At 70.3% G+C, this 14,210-nt stretch carries 13 protein-coding genes; 8 read left to right on the top strand and 5 right to left on the bottom strand.

The genetic code is table 11. The annotated features are described in order from the left end of the window. Positions 1-58 precede the first annotated feature (58 nt). Both L3V85_RS33865 and L3V85_RS33860 read left to right on the top strand, forming a co-directional pair. On the top strand, positions 59-376 hold the full coding sequence (locus tag L3V85_RS33865; RefSeq protein WP_237676933.1) for a DUF485 domain-containing protein: 318 nt from the start codon (positions 59-61) through the stop codon (positions 374-376). Continuing rightward, the gene (locus L3V85_RS33860) at positions 373-2,109 is read left to right on the top strand and encodes a cation acetate symporter (RefSeq protein ID WP_237676932.1); all 1,737 of its coding nucleotides are present in this window, start codon (positions 373-375) and stop codon (positions 2,107-2,109) included. The genes L3V85_RS33865 and L3V85_RS33860 overlap by 4 nt, the downstream gene beginning before the upstream one ends. Before the next feature lie 52 nt (positions 2,110-2,161). On the opposite strand, the gene L3V85_RS33855 is transcribed toward L3V85_RS33860, so the two are convergent. Both L3V85_RS33855 and L3V85_RS33850 read right to left on the bottom strand, forming a co-directional pair. Then, on the bottom strand, positions 2,162-3,088 hold the full coding sequence (locus tag L3V85_RS33855) for a histone deacetylase family protein (protein ID WP_237676931.1): 927 nt from the start codon (positions 3,086-3,088) through the stop codon (positions 2,162-2,164). A gap of 76 nt (positions 3,089-3,164) precedes the next feature. Then, the gene (locus L3V85_RS33850; protein ID WP_237676930.1) at positions 3,165-3,590 is read right to left on the bottom strand and encodes an Hsp20/alpha crystallin family protein; all 426 of its coding nucleotides are present in this window, start codon (positions 3,588-3,590) and stop codon (positions 3,165-3,167) included. 138 nt (positions 3,591-3,728) lie between these two features. Here L3V85_RS33850 and L3V85_RS33845 point away from each other — a divergent pair, with 138 nt between their 5' ends. After that, on the top strand, positions 3,729-4,136 hold the full coding sequence (locus L3V85_RS33845) for a c-type cytochrome (protein ID WP_237676929.1): 408 nt from the start codon (positions 3,729-3,731) through the stop codon (positions 4,134-4,136). On the opposite strand, the gene L3V85_RS33840 is transcribed toward L3V85_RS33845, so the two are convergent. After that, positions 4,034-6,742 carry an acetate--CoA ligase family protein gene (locus tag L3V85_RS33840; protein ID WP_237676928.1) on the bottom strand — a complete coding sequence of 903 codons (2,709 nt, stop codon included), beginning with the start codon at positions 6,740-6,742 and terminating at the stop codon, positions 4,034-4,036. The two genes, L3V85_RS33845 and L3V85_RS33840, sit on opposite strands and share 103 nt — an antisense overlap. A gap of 154 nt (positions 6,743-6,896) precedes the next feature. On the opposite strand from L3V85_RS33840, the gene L3V85_RS33835 reads away from it, so the two are divergent. The 4 genes from L3V85_RS33835 (at position 6,897) to L3V85_RS33820 (ending at position 10,976) form a co-directional block, all read left to right on the top strand. Then, the gene (locus tag L3V85_RS33835; RefSeq protein WP_237676927.1) at positions 6,897-8,306 is read left to right on the top strand and encodes a phenylacetate--CoA ligase family protein; all 1,410 of its coding nucleotides are present in this window, start codon (positions 6,897-6,899) and stop codon (positions 8,304-8,306) included. Between the two features lie 62 nt (positions 8,307-8,368). Beyond that, entirely contained in the window at positions 8,369-9,553 is a 1,185-nt protein-coding gene (locus L3V85_RS33830; RefSeq protein ID WP_237676926.1) for a DesA family fatty acid desaturase, read from the top strand. 35 nt (positions 9,554-9,588) lie between these two features. Next, a complete protein-coding gene (locus tag L3V85_RS33825) occupies positions 9,589-9,978 on the top strand; it encodes an RT0821/Lpp0805 family surface protein (RefSeq protein ID WP_237676925.1) in 390 nt (129 codons plus the stop codon). A gap of 29 nt (positions 9,979-10,007) precedes the next feature. Further along, on the top strand, positions 10,008-10,976 hold the full coding sequence (locus tag L3V85_RS33820; RefSeq protein WP_237676924.1) for a hypothetical protein: 969 nt from the start codon (positions 10,008-10,010) through the stop codon (positions 10,974-10,976). A gap of 73 nt (positions 10,977-11,049) precedes the next feature. On the opposite strand, the gene L3V85_RS33815 is transcribed toward L3V85_RS33820, so the two are convergent. Both L3V85_RS33815 and L3V85_RS33810 read right to left on the bottom strand, forming a co-directional pair. Next, a complete protein-coding gene (locus tag L3V85_RS33815) occupies positions 11,050-11,889 on the bottom strand; it encodes a universal stress protein (protein ID WP_237676923.1) in 840 nt (279 codons plus the stop codon). Positions 11,890-11,896: 7 nt separating this feature from the next. Next, entirely contained in the window at positions 11,897-12,166 is a 270-nt protein-coding gene (locus L3V85_RS33810) for a hypothetical protein (protein ID WP_237676922.1), read from the bottom strand. A gap of 175 nt (positions 12,167-12,341) precedes the next feature. Here L3V85_RS33810 and L3V85_RS33805 point away from each other — a divergent pair, with 175 nt between their 5' ends. Further along, entirely contained in the window at positions 12,342-14,192 is a 1,851-nt protein-coding gene (locus tag L3V85_RS33805) for an adenosylcobalamin-dependent ribonucleoside-diphosphate reductase (protein WP_414080270.1), read from the top strand. Positions 14,193-14,210: the final 18 nt, after the last annotated feature.

The following is a 14,210-nucleotide window of genomic DNA, read 5'->3' as shown; positions in this document are numbered from 1 at the left end:
GCAAGCCTCGCGCCGTTGCGTGCGTTCCTAATCCGCCCATCGCAAACAAGGAGACTCCATGGAAGACGACATGGCCGCGCGCATCGCCGCGCATCCGAAATACCAGCAACTCAAGCGCCGGCGCGACCGCTTCGGCTGGACCCTCGCAGTGCTGATGCTCGCCGCGTACTACGGCTTCGTGCTGCTGGTGGCCTTCGACAAGGAATTCCTGGCGCGACGCATCGGCGACGGCGTCATGACCCTGGGCATGCCACTGGGCTTCGGCGTGATCGTGTTCACCGTGGCGATCACCTCCTACTACGTGCGCCGTGCGAACGCCGAGTTCGATGCGCTCTCCGATGCGGTGGTCAAGGCCGTGAAGGGGAACAAGCCATGAGCCTGCGTTCCTCGACCATCCTGCGCGCGCGATCCGCGGCGGTCTTCTGCGCACTGTCGGCCCTCGGCGCGGCGGCTCTCGCGGCCGGTGCCGACCTCGGCCAGCTGCAGAAGCAGGCCACCAACTGGACCGCCATCGGCATGTTCGGCCTCTTCGTGGTGGCGACCCTCTTCATCACCAAGTGGGCCGCGGCGCGCACCCGCTCGGCGTCCGACTTCTACACGGCCGGCGGCGGCATCACGGGTTTCCAGAACGGGCTCGCCATCGCCGGCGACTACATGTCGGCGGCGTCGTTCCTGGGCATCTCGGCCGCGGTCATGGCCTCCGGCTACGACGGGCTGATCTACTCCATCGGCTTCCTCGTGGGGTGGCCGGTCATCACCTTCCTGATGGCGGAGCGGCTGCGCAACCTCGGCAAGTTCACCTTCGCCGACGTCGCGGCCTTCCGCTTCAGGCAGACGCCGGTGCGCATCTTCGCGGCCTCCGGCACGCTGGTGGTGGTGGCCTTCTATCTCATCGCGCAGATGGTGGGCGCGGGGCAGCTGATCAAGCTGCTGTTCGGTCTCGAGTACTGGGTCGCGGTGGTCATCGTCGGCTCGCTCATGATGGTGTACGTGCTCTTCGGCGGCATGACGGCCACGACCTGGGTGCAGATCATCAAGGCCGGCCTGCTGCTGGGCGGCGCGAGCTTCATGGCGATCTCGGTGCTCTGGCACTTCGGCTTCAGCCCCGAGGCGATGTTCGCGGGCGCGGTCAAGGTCAAGACCGACCTGGCGCTGAAGGACGGCAAGACGGCCGAGGTGGCCGCGGGCATCGGCCAGTCGATCATGGGGCCGGGCAATTTCGTGAAGGACCCGATCTCCGCCATCTCCTTCGGCATGGCGCTCATGTTCGGCACGGCCGGGCTGCCGCACATCCTGATGCGCTTCTTCACCGTGCCCAGCGCCAAGGAGGCGCGCAAATCGGTCATGTGGGCGACCGGATGGATCGGCTACTTCTACCTGCTGACCTTCATCATCGGCTTCGGCGCCATCACCTTCGTGCTGACGAATCCGGACTTCCTCGACGCCAAGGGCCTGCTCAAGGGCGGCGGCAACATGGCGGCGATCCACCTGGCGAACGCCGTGGGCGGCAACGTGTTCCTCGGCTTCATCTCGGCGGTGGCCTTCGCGACCATCCTGGCCGTGGTGGCGGGCCTCACGCTCTCCGGCGCTTCGGCCGTCTCTCACGACCTGTACGCCACCGTCATCCGGAAGGGCGACGCGGGCAGCGCGGCCGAGCTGCGCGTGTCCAGGATCACCACGCTGGCGCTCGGCGCGCTGGCGGTGCTGCTGGGCATCGTGTTCGAGAAGCAGAACATCGCCTTCATGGTGTCGCTGGCCTTCGCCATCGCGGCCTCGGCCAACTTCCCGGTGCTCTTCATGTCGGTGCTCTGGAAGGGCTGCACCACGCGCGGGGCTGTGATCGGCGGCTTCCTCGGGCTGATTTCCTCGGTGGTGCTCACGGTGGTCTCGCCCTCAGTCTGGGAGGCCACGCTCGGCCATCCGGCCGGCTCCTCGCTGTTTCCCTACACCTCGCCGTGCCTGTTCTCGATGAGCATCGCCTTCGTGGGCATCTGGCTGTTCTCGGTGCTCGACCGCAGCGCGCGTGCGCAGGTCGACCGGGGCGGCTTCCTGGCACAGCAGGTGCGTTCGGAAACCGGTATCGGCGCGCACGGCCCGATCGGGCACTGAGCCAGCGTGCCATCGTGGGGCGCGAAGGCGCCCGGCCCCGCGTCCGCGGCGCTCAGTCGGCCCCGATCAGCACCTTGACATGCGCCGCGGCGCTGCGGGCGAGGGCGCTCAGCGCATAGCCGCCCTCGAGGCTCGAGATCACGCGCCCGCCGCAATGGCGCAGCGCCACGTCCATGAGCTTCCGGGTGACCCAGGCGTAGTCGTTCTCCACCAGGCCGAGGTTGCCCATGTCGTCCTCCCGGTGTCCGTCGAAGCCGGCCGAGACATACACGAGCTGCGGCGCGAAGGCTTCGAGCGCCGGCAGCCAGTGGTGCGTGACGGCCGCCCTGAACGCATCGCCGCCCGAGCGCGAGGGCAGCCCGATGTTCACCATCCGCGGGCCGTCGTCGTCCTCGCCCGCGAAGGGGTAGAGGCCCTTCTCGAAGATGGAGCACATGAGCACGCGCCCGTCGTCGCGGAAGATGTCCGCACTGCCGTTGCCGTGGTGCACGTCGAAGTCGATCCGGGCCACGCGCTTCAGACCATGAACGTCCAGCGCGTGGCGGATGCCCACCGCCACGTTGTTGAAGAAGCAGAAGCCCATGGCCGCATCGCGCGTGGCGTGATGGCCCGGCGGGCGCACGTTGCAGAAGGCGGTGGGCGCCTCGCCGGCCAGCACCAGGTCGGTGGCCAGCACCGCGGCTCCGGCGGCGCGCAGCGCGGCCTGCAGGGTGTGCGGGTTCATCCGGGTGTCTGGGTCGACGAAGCGGAGCCCCTCGGCAGGCGCCATCGCAATGAGCTCGCGCACGTGCGACATCGTGTGCGCGCGTGCCAGCTGGGCCTGCGTGGCAAGCGGGGCGTCGTACGGGGCCATGTAGTCGAGCAGGCCCGCGATCAGCAGACGGTCGTGGATGGCGGACAGCCGCTCGGGGCTTTCCGGATGGCCCGCGCCCATGTCGTGGCGCGCGCAGTCTGCGTGGGTGATGTAGGCGCTCAGCATGCGGGCTCCTTGCTTCTTCGAAAGCCGGGCGGCCCTCGCGGGGAGCCCGCTGCCGGCGGCGCCCGTCGCGTGACGGCTACTGGATCTTCAGCGTGGTACGGGCCGAGCCTTCGCGCTTGGGCAGCGTCAGGTGCAGCACGCCGTCCTCGAGCTTCGCCACGGCGGTCTTGTCGTCGACTTCGCTGGCCAGCGAGAAGCCGCGCGACATGTTGCCGCGATAGGTCTCGCGGACGATGGAGCGGCCCTGCTTCTTCTCCTCGTCCTTCCTGATCTCGGCCGAGATGGAGACGTAGCTGCCGTCGATGGAGACGCGCACGTCCTCCTTCCTCGCGCCGGGGATCTCGGCGGTGACGAGGTATTCCTTGTCGTTCTCGTTGATGTCGAGCCGGATGTCGGCCGGCAGCTCGGCCTCGTCGATCAGCTGCAGGGGCCGCGCCCAGCGGCGCAGCATGTCGGGAAAGAGGTTTTCGATGCGGTCCAGGCGGGACAGTGCGGTGTTCATGCGCTTTGCTCCATGGGTGGGTTGAGGAAGCTTCAATCTAGGCGCTTGCCGCCGGGGTTCCGTTGCGCTGGATCAAGTGCGCCCGCGGTCGCCGCGAGACGATGCAAGCCGTCGTCCGTTTCCGAAAAGGAGAGTTCCATGCGCTGGATTTCCATCCCCTCCGGTGCCCGCCGCATGCTGCGCGGGCGCGCACCGGTCGCACTCGTCCTGGCGGCTTGCCTGGCCCTTCACGGCGGTCCCGCTGCGGCCCAGTCCCGCGGCGAGCTGCTCTACAACACCAACTGCGTGGCCTGCCACGACGTGAAGATGCATTGGCGCGGCAGGAAGCTGGTCAACGACTGGGACAGCCTCGAAGAGCAGGTGCGACGGTGGCAGCGGGCCTCGTCGCTGGGCTGGGGAGACCAGGACATCATGGAGGTCAGCCGCTATCTCAACGACCGCTTCTACGGCTTCACGCCGCCGAGCGCGACCAGCCTGCTCACGCCCTCAGTGACAGCACCATCCGGCGCAGGCCCGACGAAGGCGGCTCCGCCGGATCGGCCCTGAAGCCCATCGCGGCCGCGAGCTTCAGCATGCTTCAGCATGCGGGTGTTCTCGCGCAGCACCCATCCGGCCAGCATCCCGGTGCCGCGGCTGCGCGCATGCTCGATCAGCCGTTCGAACAGCACGCAGCCCAGTCCCTGGCCCTTGAGCTCGGAGCGCACGACGATGGCGAATTCGGCTTCGACGTTGTCGGGGTCGCTCACGGTGCGGGCAACGCCCAGCGTCCGGGCGTTGCCGTTCGCATCGACGTCCTCGGCGATGAAGGCCATCTCCCGGTCGTAGTCGATCTGGGTCAGCCGCGCGAGTTCGCTGCGCGCCAGCTCCTTGCGCACCGAGAAGAACCGCATGCGCATGTCTTCCGGGTCCAGCGACTCCAGGAAGCGCCGGTGCTGCGGCTCGTCCTCGGGCCTGATCGGCCTCACCACGATCTCGCGCCCGTTCCAGGTCTGCGTGCGCACCCACTGGTCGGGGTAGGGCAGTATCGCGAAGCGCCCGGTGCCGTGCGCCGGCATGCACGACACCCGCATGCGTGCATCGAGCGCCAGTGCCCCGTTCTCGTCGACCCACAGCGGGTTGATGTCCAACTCCGCCAGTTGCGGCAGGTCGGCGAGCATCCGCGAGACGGCGACGAGCACGTCGTGGAGCGCATCGAGGCAGGCCGGCGGATAGTCGCGATAGCCCGCCAGCAGGCGTGCCACGCGCGTGCGCGACACCAGCTCCGCGGCGAGCGCGCGGTTCAGCGGCGGCAGCGCGATGGCCGTGTCGGCGGCGACTTCGACGGCGGTGCCGCCCTGGCCGAAGAGGATCACGGGGCCGAAGACCGGGTCGACGCTGGCGCCGACGATGATTTCCCGCGCATGCGGGCGGTGCACCGAGTGCTGCACGGTGAAGCCGTCGATCCGCGCCAGCGGCCTGGCGTTCCTCACCGCGTCGAGCATCCCGGCGGCCGCGCGCCGCAGTGCGGCTTCGTCGCGCAGGCCCAGCCGCACGCCGCCGACGTCCGACTTGTGCGTGATGTCGCGCGAGAGGATCTTCAGCGCCACCGGGTACCCGAGCCCCTTGGCCGCCTCGACGGCCGCCTCGGGCGTCGGCGCGACGGCGACGGTGGGCACCGTCTCGATGCCGTAGGCCCGCAGCAGCGACTTGGCCTCCTGTTCGCCGAGCCATTCGCGCTGCCCGGCCAGCGCCGTGCCAAGCGTGGCGCTCACCGCGGCGCTGTCCGGCACGACGCCATGGCCTGCGCCAGGCGTCTCCATCAGGATCTCCTGGTTGCGCCTGTAGGTCTGCAACATCGCGAAGGCGTGCACCGCCTCCTCGGGCGTGGCGTAGTCGGCCACGCCGGCATCCTCGAAGAGCCTGCGTGCCTGGGCCACCGCGTCGTCGCCGAGCCAGGCGCTCATCACGCGCGAGGCGCGGCCGCGCACCAGCGGCAGGCAGGCGCGCGCAATGTCCTCGCTGCGCACGATGGCCGTGGGCGCATGCACGAAGAGCACCGCGCCGGCCGACGCGTCGGCCAGCAGCGCGCCAAGCGTCTCGGCATAGCGCCCGGCCGGCGCGTCGCCGACGATGTCGATGGGGTTGGCGCGCGACCAGTTCGCCGGCAGCACCGCGTCGAGGCGGGCGAGCAGCGCGGAGCCGGGGTCGGCAAGCATCACGCCTTCGCGCGCCGCCGCGTCGGCCGCCATCACGCCGGCGCCTCCGCCATTCGTCATGACCGTGAGCCTGCCGTGGCCGTTGCCCCGGAAGCGCGACAGGGTTTCCGCGGCGACGAAGAGTTCCTGCAGCGTGTCGACGCGAAGCATTCCGGCGCGCCGCAGCGCGGCGTCGTAGACCGCATCGGAGCCTGCCAGCGCGCCTGTGTGCGAGGCTGCGGCAGCAATTCCGTGGCCGGCACGCCCGGCCTTCAGCACGATCACCGGCTTGTTGCGGGCCGCCGCGCGCGCGGCCGACATGAACTTGCGCGGCGATTCGATGGATTCCACGTACAGCAGGATCGATCGCGTGCGCGCATCGCTGGCCAGGTGGTCGAGCAGGTCGCCGAAGTCGACGTCGCAGTGCTCGCCCAGCGAGACCAGGTGCGACAGGCCCACGCCGCGGCTGCGCGTCCAGTCGAGTACCGCCGTCACCAGCGCGCCCGACTGCGAGACGAAGGCCACGTCGCCCGCCAGCGCGTCGGTGTGCGCGAAGCTGGCGTTCAGGCCGATGTGCGGGCTGAGCAGGCCGAGGCAGTTGGGGCCCAGCAGCCGCAGGGTGAAGGAGCGGGCCGCATCCAGCGCGGCCTGTTTCTGCCGCGGGTCCAGGCCGGCCGTGATGATCACCACCGCGCGGGTGCCCAGCGCCCCCAGTTCGGCGACCAGCGGCGCCACCGTGGCCGGGGGCGTGCAGACCAGCCCCAGGTCCGGCGCGGCGGGCAGGTGCGCCGCGTCGGGGAAGACGGGCACGCCGTCGAGCGAGCCGTGTTTCGGGTTCACCCCGTGCACCGCGCCCTTGAAGCCGCCGGCGCGCAGGTTGCGCCACACCGTGGCGCCAACGCTGGCGGGCCGGTTGGAAGCGCCGAACACGGCGACGGAGGCCGGCGACAGCAGGCGGTCCAGATGGCGGATGCTCATTGCGTTGAAGGCGGCATGAGTGACGGGGCATCCCATCGTGCAGTGCGCAAGAGCCCGCCAGTTTGATGCACGTCAAACCGCCGCGCCGGCAAGGGCGCAAGCTCCGTGGCCGAGGAATTCGCCATGGATACCCGTTCGCCTGGAGCCGCGTCCGATGCCGCCGATATTTGATCCGTGGCAGGCGTACGTGATCGCGGCCGAGGTCTCGATGGCCACGAACGCGGGCGCCGGGGCGCTCGCCGAGCTGCGTTCGCAGCGGCTGGCGGCGCTGGTCGCGGCCGCGGCGGCACATTCGCCGCGGTACCGGCGCCTGCTGGCCGGTTGCGATCCGGCCACCGTACGGCTGGAAGAACTGCCGGTGTCCCGCAAGGCGGAACTGATGCGCGACTTCGCGGATTGGGTCTGCGACCCGGCGCTCTCGCTGCCGGCACTGCGCCGCTTCGTCGCCGAGCCGGCGAACATCGCGGCCGATTGCCTCGGGCCCTACACGGCATGGGAAAGCTCGGGCAGCACCGGCGAGCCCGCGATCTTCGTGCAGGATCCGCGCGCGATGGCCGTGTACGACGCGCTGGAGGCGCTGCGGCGTCCGCTGCTGCGGCCCCTCGACCGGCTGTTCGACCCATGGAGCCTGACCGAGCGCATCGCCTTCGTGGGCGCGACCGGGGGGCATTTCGCGAGCACGGTATCGGTCGAACGGTTGCGCCGCCTGCAGCCCGGCCTCGCGCCGCGCCTGCGCGGCATTTCCTTCCTGCAGCCGCTGGACAGGCTGTGCGCCGAACTGGATGCGTTCCGCCCCACGGTGGTGGCGACCTATCCCAGCGCCGCCATCGTGCTCGCGCAGGAGCGGGAGGCCGGCCGGCTGAAGGCCGCGCCGCGCGAGATCTGGACGGGCGGCGAAACGCTTTCCGAGGCAGGCCGCGCCTTCCTGGGGAAGGCATTCGGCTGCCCGGTGGCCAACAGCTACGGCGCATCGGAGTTCCTGTCGCTGGCCTTCGAGTGCTCGATGGGTGCGCTGCACCTGAACAGCGACTGGGCGATCCTGGAGCCGGTCGACGCGCATGGCCGGGCGGTGCCGCCGGGCCACGCTGGAGCCACGACCCTGCTGACCAACTTGGCCAACCATCTGCAACCGCTGATCCGCTACGACCTGGGCGACCGGGTCAGACTGCTGGCCGGCCCCTGCGGTTGCGGATCGCACCTGCCGGCCATCGAGGTGCATGGCCGCGACGACGACACGCTGTGCCTGGCGGGCGACGCCGGCATGCCGGCGGTGAAGGTCGTGCCGCTGGCGGTGAGCACGGTGCTCGAGGAGGAGGCCGGCCTGTTCGATTTCCAGCTGGTGCAGCAGGGACCGTGCGATCTGCTGCTGAAGACCCGTGGAGAGGGAGAGAAGGCGCAGCAGACCCTGCACAAGGCACATGCCGCGCTCGCGGCGTTCCTCGAAGCGCAGGGAGCGAGGGGCGTGCGCATCCGGTGCCGCGCGGGCGAGCGCGCGCAGTGCGGGCGCAGCGGCAAGTTCCGGCGGGTGGTCTCGCAGGCCGGGCAAACAGGCGACGGGTGTTGATCTGCATCAAGGTCCGCGTCGCGGCGGTCCGCAGAATGGCCGGCACTGTTCAAGAGGTACGAATGCCATCCCTGCTTTATTCCGGCGTCCTGGATCTTCCGTGGTGGGGCGTGCTGCTGGCCGCGCTCGCGCTCACGCACGTCACCATCGCCTCGGTCACCATCTTCCTGCACCGCCACCAGGCGCACCGCGCGCTCGAGCTGCACCCCGCGGCGAGTCACTTCTTCCGCTTCTGGCTCTGGCTGACCACCGGCATGGTGACCCGGGAGTGGGCCGCGGTGCACCGCAAGCATCACGCGAAATGCGAAACCCCCGAAGACCCGCACAGCCCGCAGGTGCACGGGCTCAACCGGGTGCTGTGGGGCGGGGTGTTCTATTACATGCGCGAGGCGCGGCACGCCGAGACTCTGCAACGCTACGGCCACGGCACGCCCGACGACTGGCTGGAGCGGCATCTCTACTCGAAGCACAAGATCCTTGGCATCGTGCTGATGGGCGTCGTGGACATGGCGCTCTTCGGCGTCGTGCCGGGCGCGCTGGTGCTGCTCACGCAGATCGCGTGGATCCCGTTCTGGGCGGCCGGCGTGGTAAACGGCATCGGCCACTACTGGGGCTACCGCAACTGGCCGGCCGGCGACGCCAGCACGAACATCTTTCCGGTCGGCATCCTGATCGGCGGGGAGGAACTGCACAACAACCACCATGCCTTTCCGGCCTCGGCGAAGCTTTCGAGCAAGTGGTTCGAGTTCGACATCGGCTGGCTCTACATCCGCACGCTGCAGGCGCTGGGCCTGGCCCGCGTGAAGCACGTGGCGCCCACGCCGCGCCTGGTCGCGCCCAAGGCGAACGTCGACCTGGCCACGGTACAGGCGATCATCCGCTGCCACTACGACGTGCTGTCGAACTACACGCGCTCCCTGAAGACGGCCTGCGTGGCCGAACTCGGCCGCCTGCGCGGCATCTCCCCGGAGGCCGCGCGCGCGCTGAAGGCCGTCAAGCCGTGGCTGGGCAAGGACCAGGGCCTCCTCGGGCCGTCGCGGCACCGGCAGGTGATGCAGGCGTTGAAGGCCTCGCAGGCGCTGGCTACGATGTATTCGATGCGCGGCGAGCTGACCGCCCTGTGGAGCCGCTCCACCGCCACGGGCGAGCAGCTTGCCAGGCAGTTGCAGGACTGGTGCCAGCGCGCGGAGGCGAGCGGCATCGCGCCACTGGCGGATTTTTCGCGCCGGCTGCGTTCATACGCCTGAACGCACTTGAAAGCACCGGTGCCGAGGAGTTGCGAATGAAGCCTGTCCCGGCACTTTCCGTTTCCATCATGGCCGCCGCCCTCGTGGCAGCCTGCGGCGGCTTTCCGGCCGCCGTGCCGGGCGGCGCGATGCTCACCGGCTCGCTCGCGGCTTCCGCGCCCGGCAGCTTGGCCGCCAGGGTGATGGACGACAGCGACCGCCGCTGTGCGGCGAGCGCGCTGGAGACCCTTTCGAACGGCGAGTCTTCGGCCTGGCTCAATCACGATACCGGCGACAGCTTTGTCTTCACGCCCACGCGCGGCTTCGATCAGCGCGGCGTCCGCTGCCGCGAATTCCGGCTCGAAGTGACCGTGGGCGGCCGCCCCGACGGCATCGGCGGCAGCGCATGCCGCCAGCCCGACGGCTCATGGCGCGTTTCCGCCTGAGGCACGCGGAGCGGGGTTCGGCGATGGTCATGAGGTTCGATGTCCGCAACGGCGACGCCGACGGTCTTTGCGCGGCCGTGCAATGGCGCCTGCACCGGCCCGGCGCCGTCCGGCTGGTGACGGGCCTCAAGCGCGACATCGCGCTGCTGCAGGACGTTCCGGCGAGGGCCGGCGACGAAGTCAACGTGTTCAACATCTCGATGCTGCGCAACCGCGCCGGCCTCCTGGACCTGCTCGACCAGGGCGCGCACGTGCGCTACTTCGACCACCATGCCGCCGGCGAGGTGCCGCGACATCCGCATCTCGAGGCGCACATCGACGAGGCGAGCGCGGTCTGCACCAGACTGCTCGTGGACCGCCACCTGGGCGGCGCATGCCGCGCCTGGGCGCTGGTCGGGATCTATGGCGACAACATGGCCGCCGTGGCCGACCGGCTGGCGCTCGCCGGCGGCTTCGAGCCCGGCGATTGCGCGGGGCTGCGCCGGCTGGGCATGCTGATCAACTACAACGCCTACGGCGAGCATGAGCAGGACGTGCGCATCGCGCCCCGCCTGCTGTACGGGCTGATGGTGCGCTACCGCGACCCGCGCGACATGCTGGCGCACGAGGGCATCGTCGACGAGATCGATGCGGTGCGCCACGCCGACCTCCGCCAGGCCGTGGGCACCATGCCGATCTGGCGGGGCGCCGGCGGGAGCGTGCGCGCGCTGCCGGATGCTCCGTGGAGCCGCCGCGTGCAGGGCTGCCTCGCCAACGAGCTGGCGAGCAGCGAGCCGGAGCTCGCGCATGCGGTGCTCGTGGCGCGGGACGACGGCTACGTCGTCAGCGTCCGCGCCCCGCTAGCGCGCCCGGACGGCGCCCATGCGCTGTGCAGCCGGTTCGGCGGTGCAGGCCGTGCGCGCGCGGCCGGCATCGACAGCTTGCCGCGCGACGAACTGCCGCGCTTCATCGAGGCGTTCGCCGCAGCGTCTTGGGGCAGCCGGGTCGCAATGCCGTGATCGGTCTGCCGCCCCCTGGACCAACCGGACAGGGAAGGAGGCAGGACGAGTTCCAGCGGGCGAGGGCAGCCCTTCAGTGCGCCATCCAGACCGGCACCGGAGCCCGTTCCAGCACCGTGCGCGTGGCCCCCCCGAGCACGAGTTCGCGCGCCGGGCTGTGACCATAGGCGCCCATGACGATCAGGCCGGCGCCCATTTCCTGTGCCAGCGAGAGCAACGCCTCGCCGGCATGCCTGTCTTCCGCGGGCGCCTTGTGCTCCCGCGTCTGCCGGACGCCGTGCAGGCGAAGGTAATCGCGCAGCCTCGACATCGCCATTCCGGGCTCGGGGTCCGAGGCGCCGGCAGAAGCCACCAGGTGGACCTCCTGCGCCGGGCGCAGCAGGGGCAGGGCGGTTTCCAGCGCACGCGCGGATTCGCGCGCGCCGCGCCACGCGACCAGCACCTTCGCGGGGTTCGGGGACACCCTGCCCGCGAACGGGACGACCAGCGCCGGCTTGCCGCTGGCGAGCACGGCCGCCTCGATGAAATCGGCCGGCACGTCGAAGCCGTCCTTGTCGCGCGGATCGCGCTGCCCGAGCACCATGAGATCGCAGGTGAGTGCATGCCGGACGAAGCTCTCGACGACGGGCTCGCCGCGCAGCTCGCGCCAGTCGCTGCGGCTGGCATGGTCCTGCAGCAGGCGCTCGAACACCGCTGCGGCATGGGCGCGGTGGTCGGGGTCTATGTCGCCGGCCATCGGCATGGGAGGCAGGCCGCCGATCATCGGCAGCACTGCCAGCACGGAAGGCGACACCGCGAAAAGCGCGGTCAGGGCGGAATCGTGCAAGGCCGCGAGACGGTGCGCGAGGCGCAGGCGCACCTCGGTGCGGTCCGTGCCGTCGAGATGGACGAGGATCGAACGAAGCATGCTCATCTCGGACTCATCTCAGACTGCGACCGGCGGATGCGCGATCGCCGGCGTTCACGGAATGCAGCCCCGACGCGAGCGCGGCGTTGCCGGCGTCGAACCAGCGGCAGATCGAATCCCCGCCCAGCCTGAGCGGCCGCCGTTCATGCATGAAGCCCCGCGCAGGCCCGCCGGATGCGTCCACCGGCACGCCTGCCGCCTGGAGCAGGGCCGTGCGTTCCGGCTCCGTGGCTCCGAAGGGAATGCGGACTGTGATGTCGGCAAGCCGATAGTGACTTGGCATGGTCTTCTTCTCCTGGGTGTCGTTGTATCCGTGTGTCCGCGGGCCTGTCCCGCCGGGGGCGGCGGTCCTGTGCGGCGGCTCGGGGCACTCTAGGAGTTCTCCTTGGCCGGGGCCTTGCGATGGATCAAGGTTGCAGCGTGGTGCGTGTCCATCATGGGAGGCCCACGCTTCGCCGATGGCCATGACACGCTTCACTGTCGACAGCCCGAGACTTCCCGAACTGCCCGTCCAGCCGATCTGCCGCGACGTGCTGATGGAGAAGTACGCGCAGGCGGGCGAGCACTCCATCGACGACATCCACCGCAGGGTGGCCCGGGCCCTGGCACAGGCCGAGAAACCCGGCGAGCGCGAGGCCTGGGAGGCGCGCTTCCTGCAGGCATTGCGCGACGGCTTCGTGCCCGCGGGGCGCATCCAGTCGGCGGCGGGCACGGCGCTGACGGCCACCCTGATCAACTGCTTCGTGCAACCCGTGGGCGATTCGATCACCGGCGACGACGAAGGCTACCCGGGCATCTATGTCGCGCTGGCGGAGGCCGCCGAGACCATGCGCATGGGCGGGGGCGTGGGCTACGACTTCTCGCGCATCCGTCCCCACGGGGCCTGGGTGGCCGGCACCCGTTCCAGCGCCTCGGGACCCGTGCCGTTCATGCGTGTCTTCGACTGTTCTTGCCGGACGGTGGAGTCGGCCGGGGCGCGGCGGGGCGCGCAGATGGGCGTGCTGCGCTGCGACCATCCCGACATCGAGGCTTTCATGGGCGCGAAGGACGATGGCGAGCTGAGCAACTTCAACCTGTCGGTGGGGCTGACCGATGCCTTCATGCTGGCCGTGATCGACGACAGGGAGATCGAGCTGGTGCACTGCGCCGAACCCGGCCCCCGCATCGGCAGCGCACAGGAGCACCGGCGCGACGACGGACTGTGGGTATACGCCCGGCGGCCGGCGCGGGCGCTGTGGGACCGCATCATGCGATCGGCCTACGCGCACGGGGAGCCGGGTGTGCTCTTCCTGGACCGCATCAACGCCGACAACAACCTGTCGAGCTGCGAGACGCTCGCCGCCACCAACCCATGCGGCGAGCAGCCCCTGCCGCCCTACGGCAGCTGCTGCCTGGGGTCGATCGACCTGACGCGTTTCGTGAAGGACCCGTTCGATCCGGGCGCACGCTTCGACGAGAAGAACTTCTCGCGCCTGGCAGGCCTGGCCGTGCGCATGCTCGACAACGTGCTGGACATCACCGCCTGGCCGCTGGAACGCCAGGGCCGCGAGGCGCTGCTGAAGCGGCGCATCGGCCTGGGCTTCACCGGCCTTGGGGACGCGTTGGTCATGCTCAACCTGCGCTACGACGCGCAGCCGGGCCGCGCAGCCGCCCGGCGCATCGCGCGGCTGCTGCGCGATGCGGCCTATGGCGCTTCATGCGCGCTGGCCCGCGAGCGCGGGGCATTTCCTCTGTTCGATGCGGGCCTGTACCTCGGACACGGCACTTTCGCGTCCCGGCTGCCCGAGCCGATGAAGACGCGCATCCGCGCCTACGGCATGCGCAACTCGCACCTGCTGTCCGTCGCGCCCACGGGCACCATCAGCCTGGCTTTCTCGGACAACGCGAGCAACGGCATCGAGCCGGCCTTCGCCTGGAGCTTCGTGCGTCGCAAGCGCCTGCCCGAAGGCGGGACGCGGGAGTACGAGGTCGAGGACCACGCGCTGAGGCTGTACCGCCAGCGCAGGGGCGAGCGGGCCGCGCTCGGGCCGGCCTTCGTCACGGCGCTGGAGATGAGTCCTTCGGCGCATGTGGAAATGGTGGCCGCGGTGGCGCCCTACGTCGACGCGGCCATCTCGAAGACGGTCAACGTGCCCTCCGACTGCGCGTACGAAGACTTCAAGGAGCTCTACATGCAAGCCTGGCAATCGGGGCTCAAGGGCCTGGCCGCGTACAGGCCGAACCCGCTGCGGGGCGCGGTGCTGAAGGCCCCCGCGCGGCCGGCGTGCAGCGGGCGTGCGGCCCCCGTGGCCCCGGTGGCCCCGGCCTGAGCTCGGGCTGAGCCCGGC

The sequence above is a fragment of the Variovorax paradoxus genome (assembly GCF_022009635.1).
Taxonomy (GTDB): Bacteria; Pseudomonadota; Gammaproteobacteria; order Burkholderiales; family Burkholderiaceae_C; genus Variovorax.
Note: the sequence above shows the minus strand (reverse complement) of the source record. Positions and strands in the feature narration are given on the sequence as shown.

Bases quoted from the DNA above. Each gene is read 5' to 3' on its own strand.
- L3V85_RS33865 (WP_237676933.1), top strand. From the start codon at position 59: ATGGAAGACGACATGGCCGCGCGCATCGCCGCGCATCCGAAATACCAG.
- L3V85_RS33860 (WP_237676932.1), top strand. From the start codon at position 373: ATGAGCCTGCGTTCCTCGACCATCCTGCGCGCGCGATCCGCGGCGGTC.
- L3V85_RS33855 (WP_237676931.1), bottom strand. From the start codon at position 3,088: ATGCTGAGCGCCTACATCACCCACGCAGACTGCGCGCGCCACGACATG.
- L3V85_RS33850 (WP_237676930.1), bottom strand. From the start codon at position 3,590: ATGAACACCGCACTGTCCCGCCTGGACCGCATCGAAAACCTCTTTCCC.
- L3V85_RS33845 (WP_237676929.1), top strand. From the start codon at position 3,729: ATGCGCTGGATTTCCATCCCCTCCGGTGCCCGCCGCATGCTGCGCGGG.
- L3V85_RS33840 (WP_237676928.1), bottom strand. From the start codon at position 6,742: ATGAGCATCCGCCATCTGGACCGCCTGCTGTCGCCGGCCTCCGTCGCC.
- L3V85_RS33835 (WP_237676927.1), top strand. From the start codon at position 6,897: ATGCCGCCGATATTTGATCCGTGGCAGGCGTACGTGATCGCGGCCGAG.
- L3V85_RS33830 (WP_237676926.1), top strand. From the start codon at position 8,369: ATGCCATCCCTGCTTTATTCCGGCGTCCTGGATCTTCCGTGGTGGGGC.
- L3V85_RS33825 (WP_237676925.1), top strand. From the start codon at position 9,589: ATGAAGCCTGTCCCGGCACTTTCCGTTTCCATCATGGCCGCCGCCCTC.
- L3V85_RS33820 (WP_237676924.1), top strand. From the start codon at position 10,008: ATGAGGTTCGATGTCCGCAACGGCGACGCCGACGGTCTTTGCGCGGCC.
- L3V85_RS33815 (WP_237676923.1), bottom strand. From the start codon at position 11,889: ATGAGCATGCTTCGTTCGATCCTCGTCCATCTCGACGGCACGGACCGC.
- L3V85_RS33810 (WP_237676922.1), bottom strand. From the start codon at position 12,166: ATGCCAAGTCACTATCGGCTTGCCGACATCACAGTCCGCATTCCCTTC.
- L3V85_RS33805 (WP_414080270.1), top strand. From the start codon at position 12,342: ATGGCCATGACACGCTTCACTGTCGACAGCCCGAGACTTCCCGAACTG.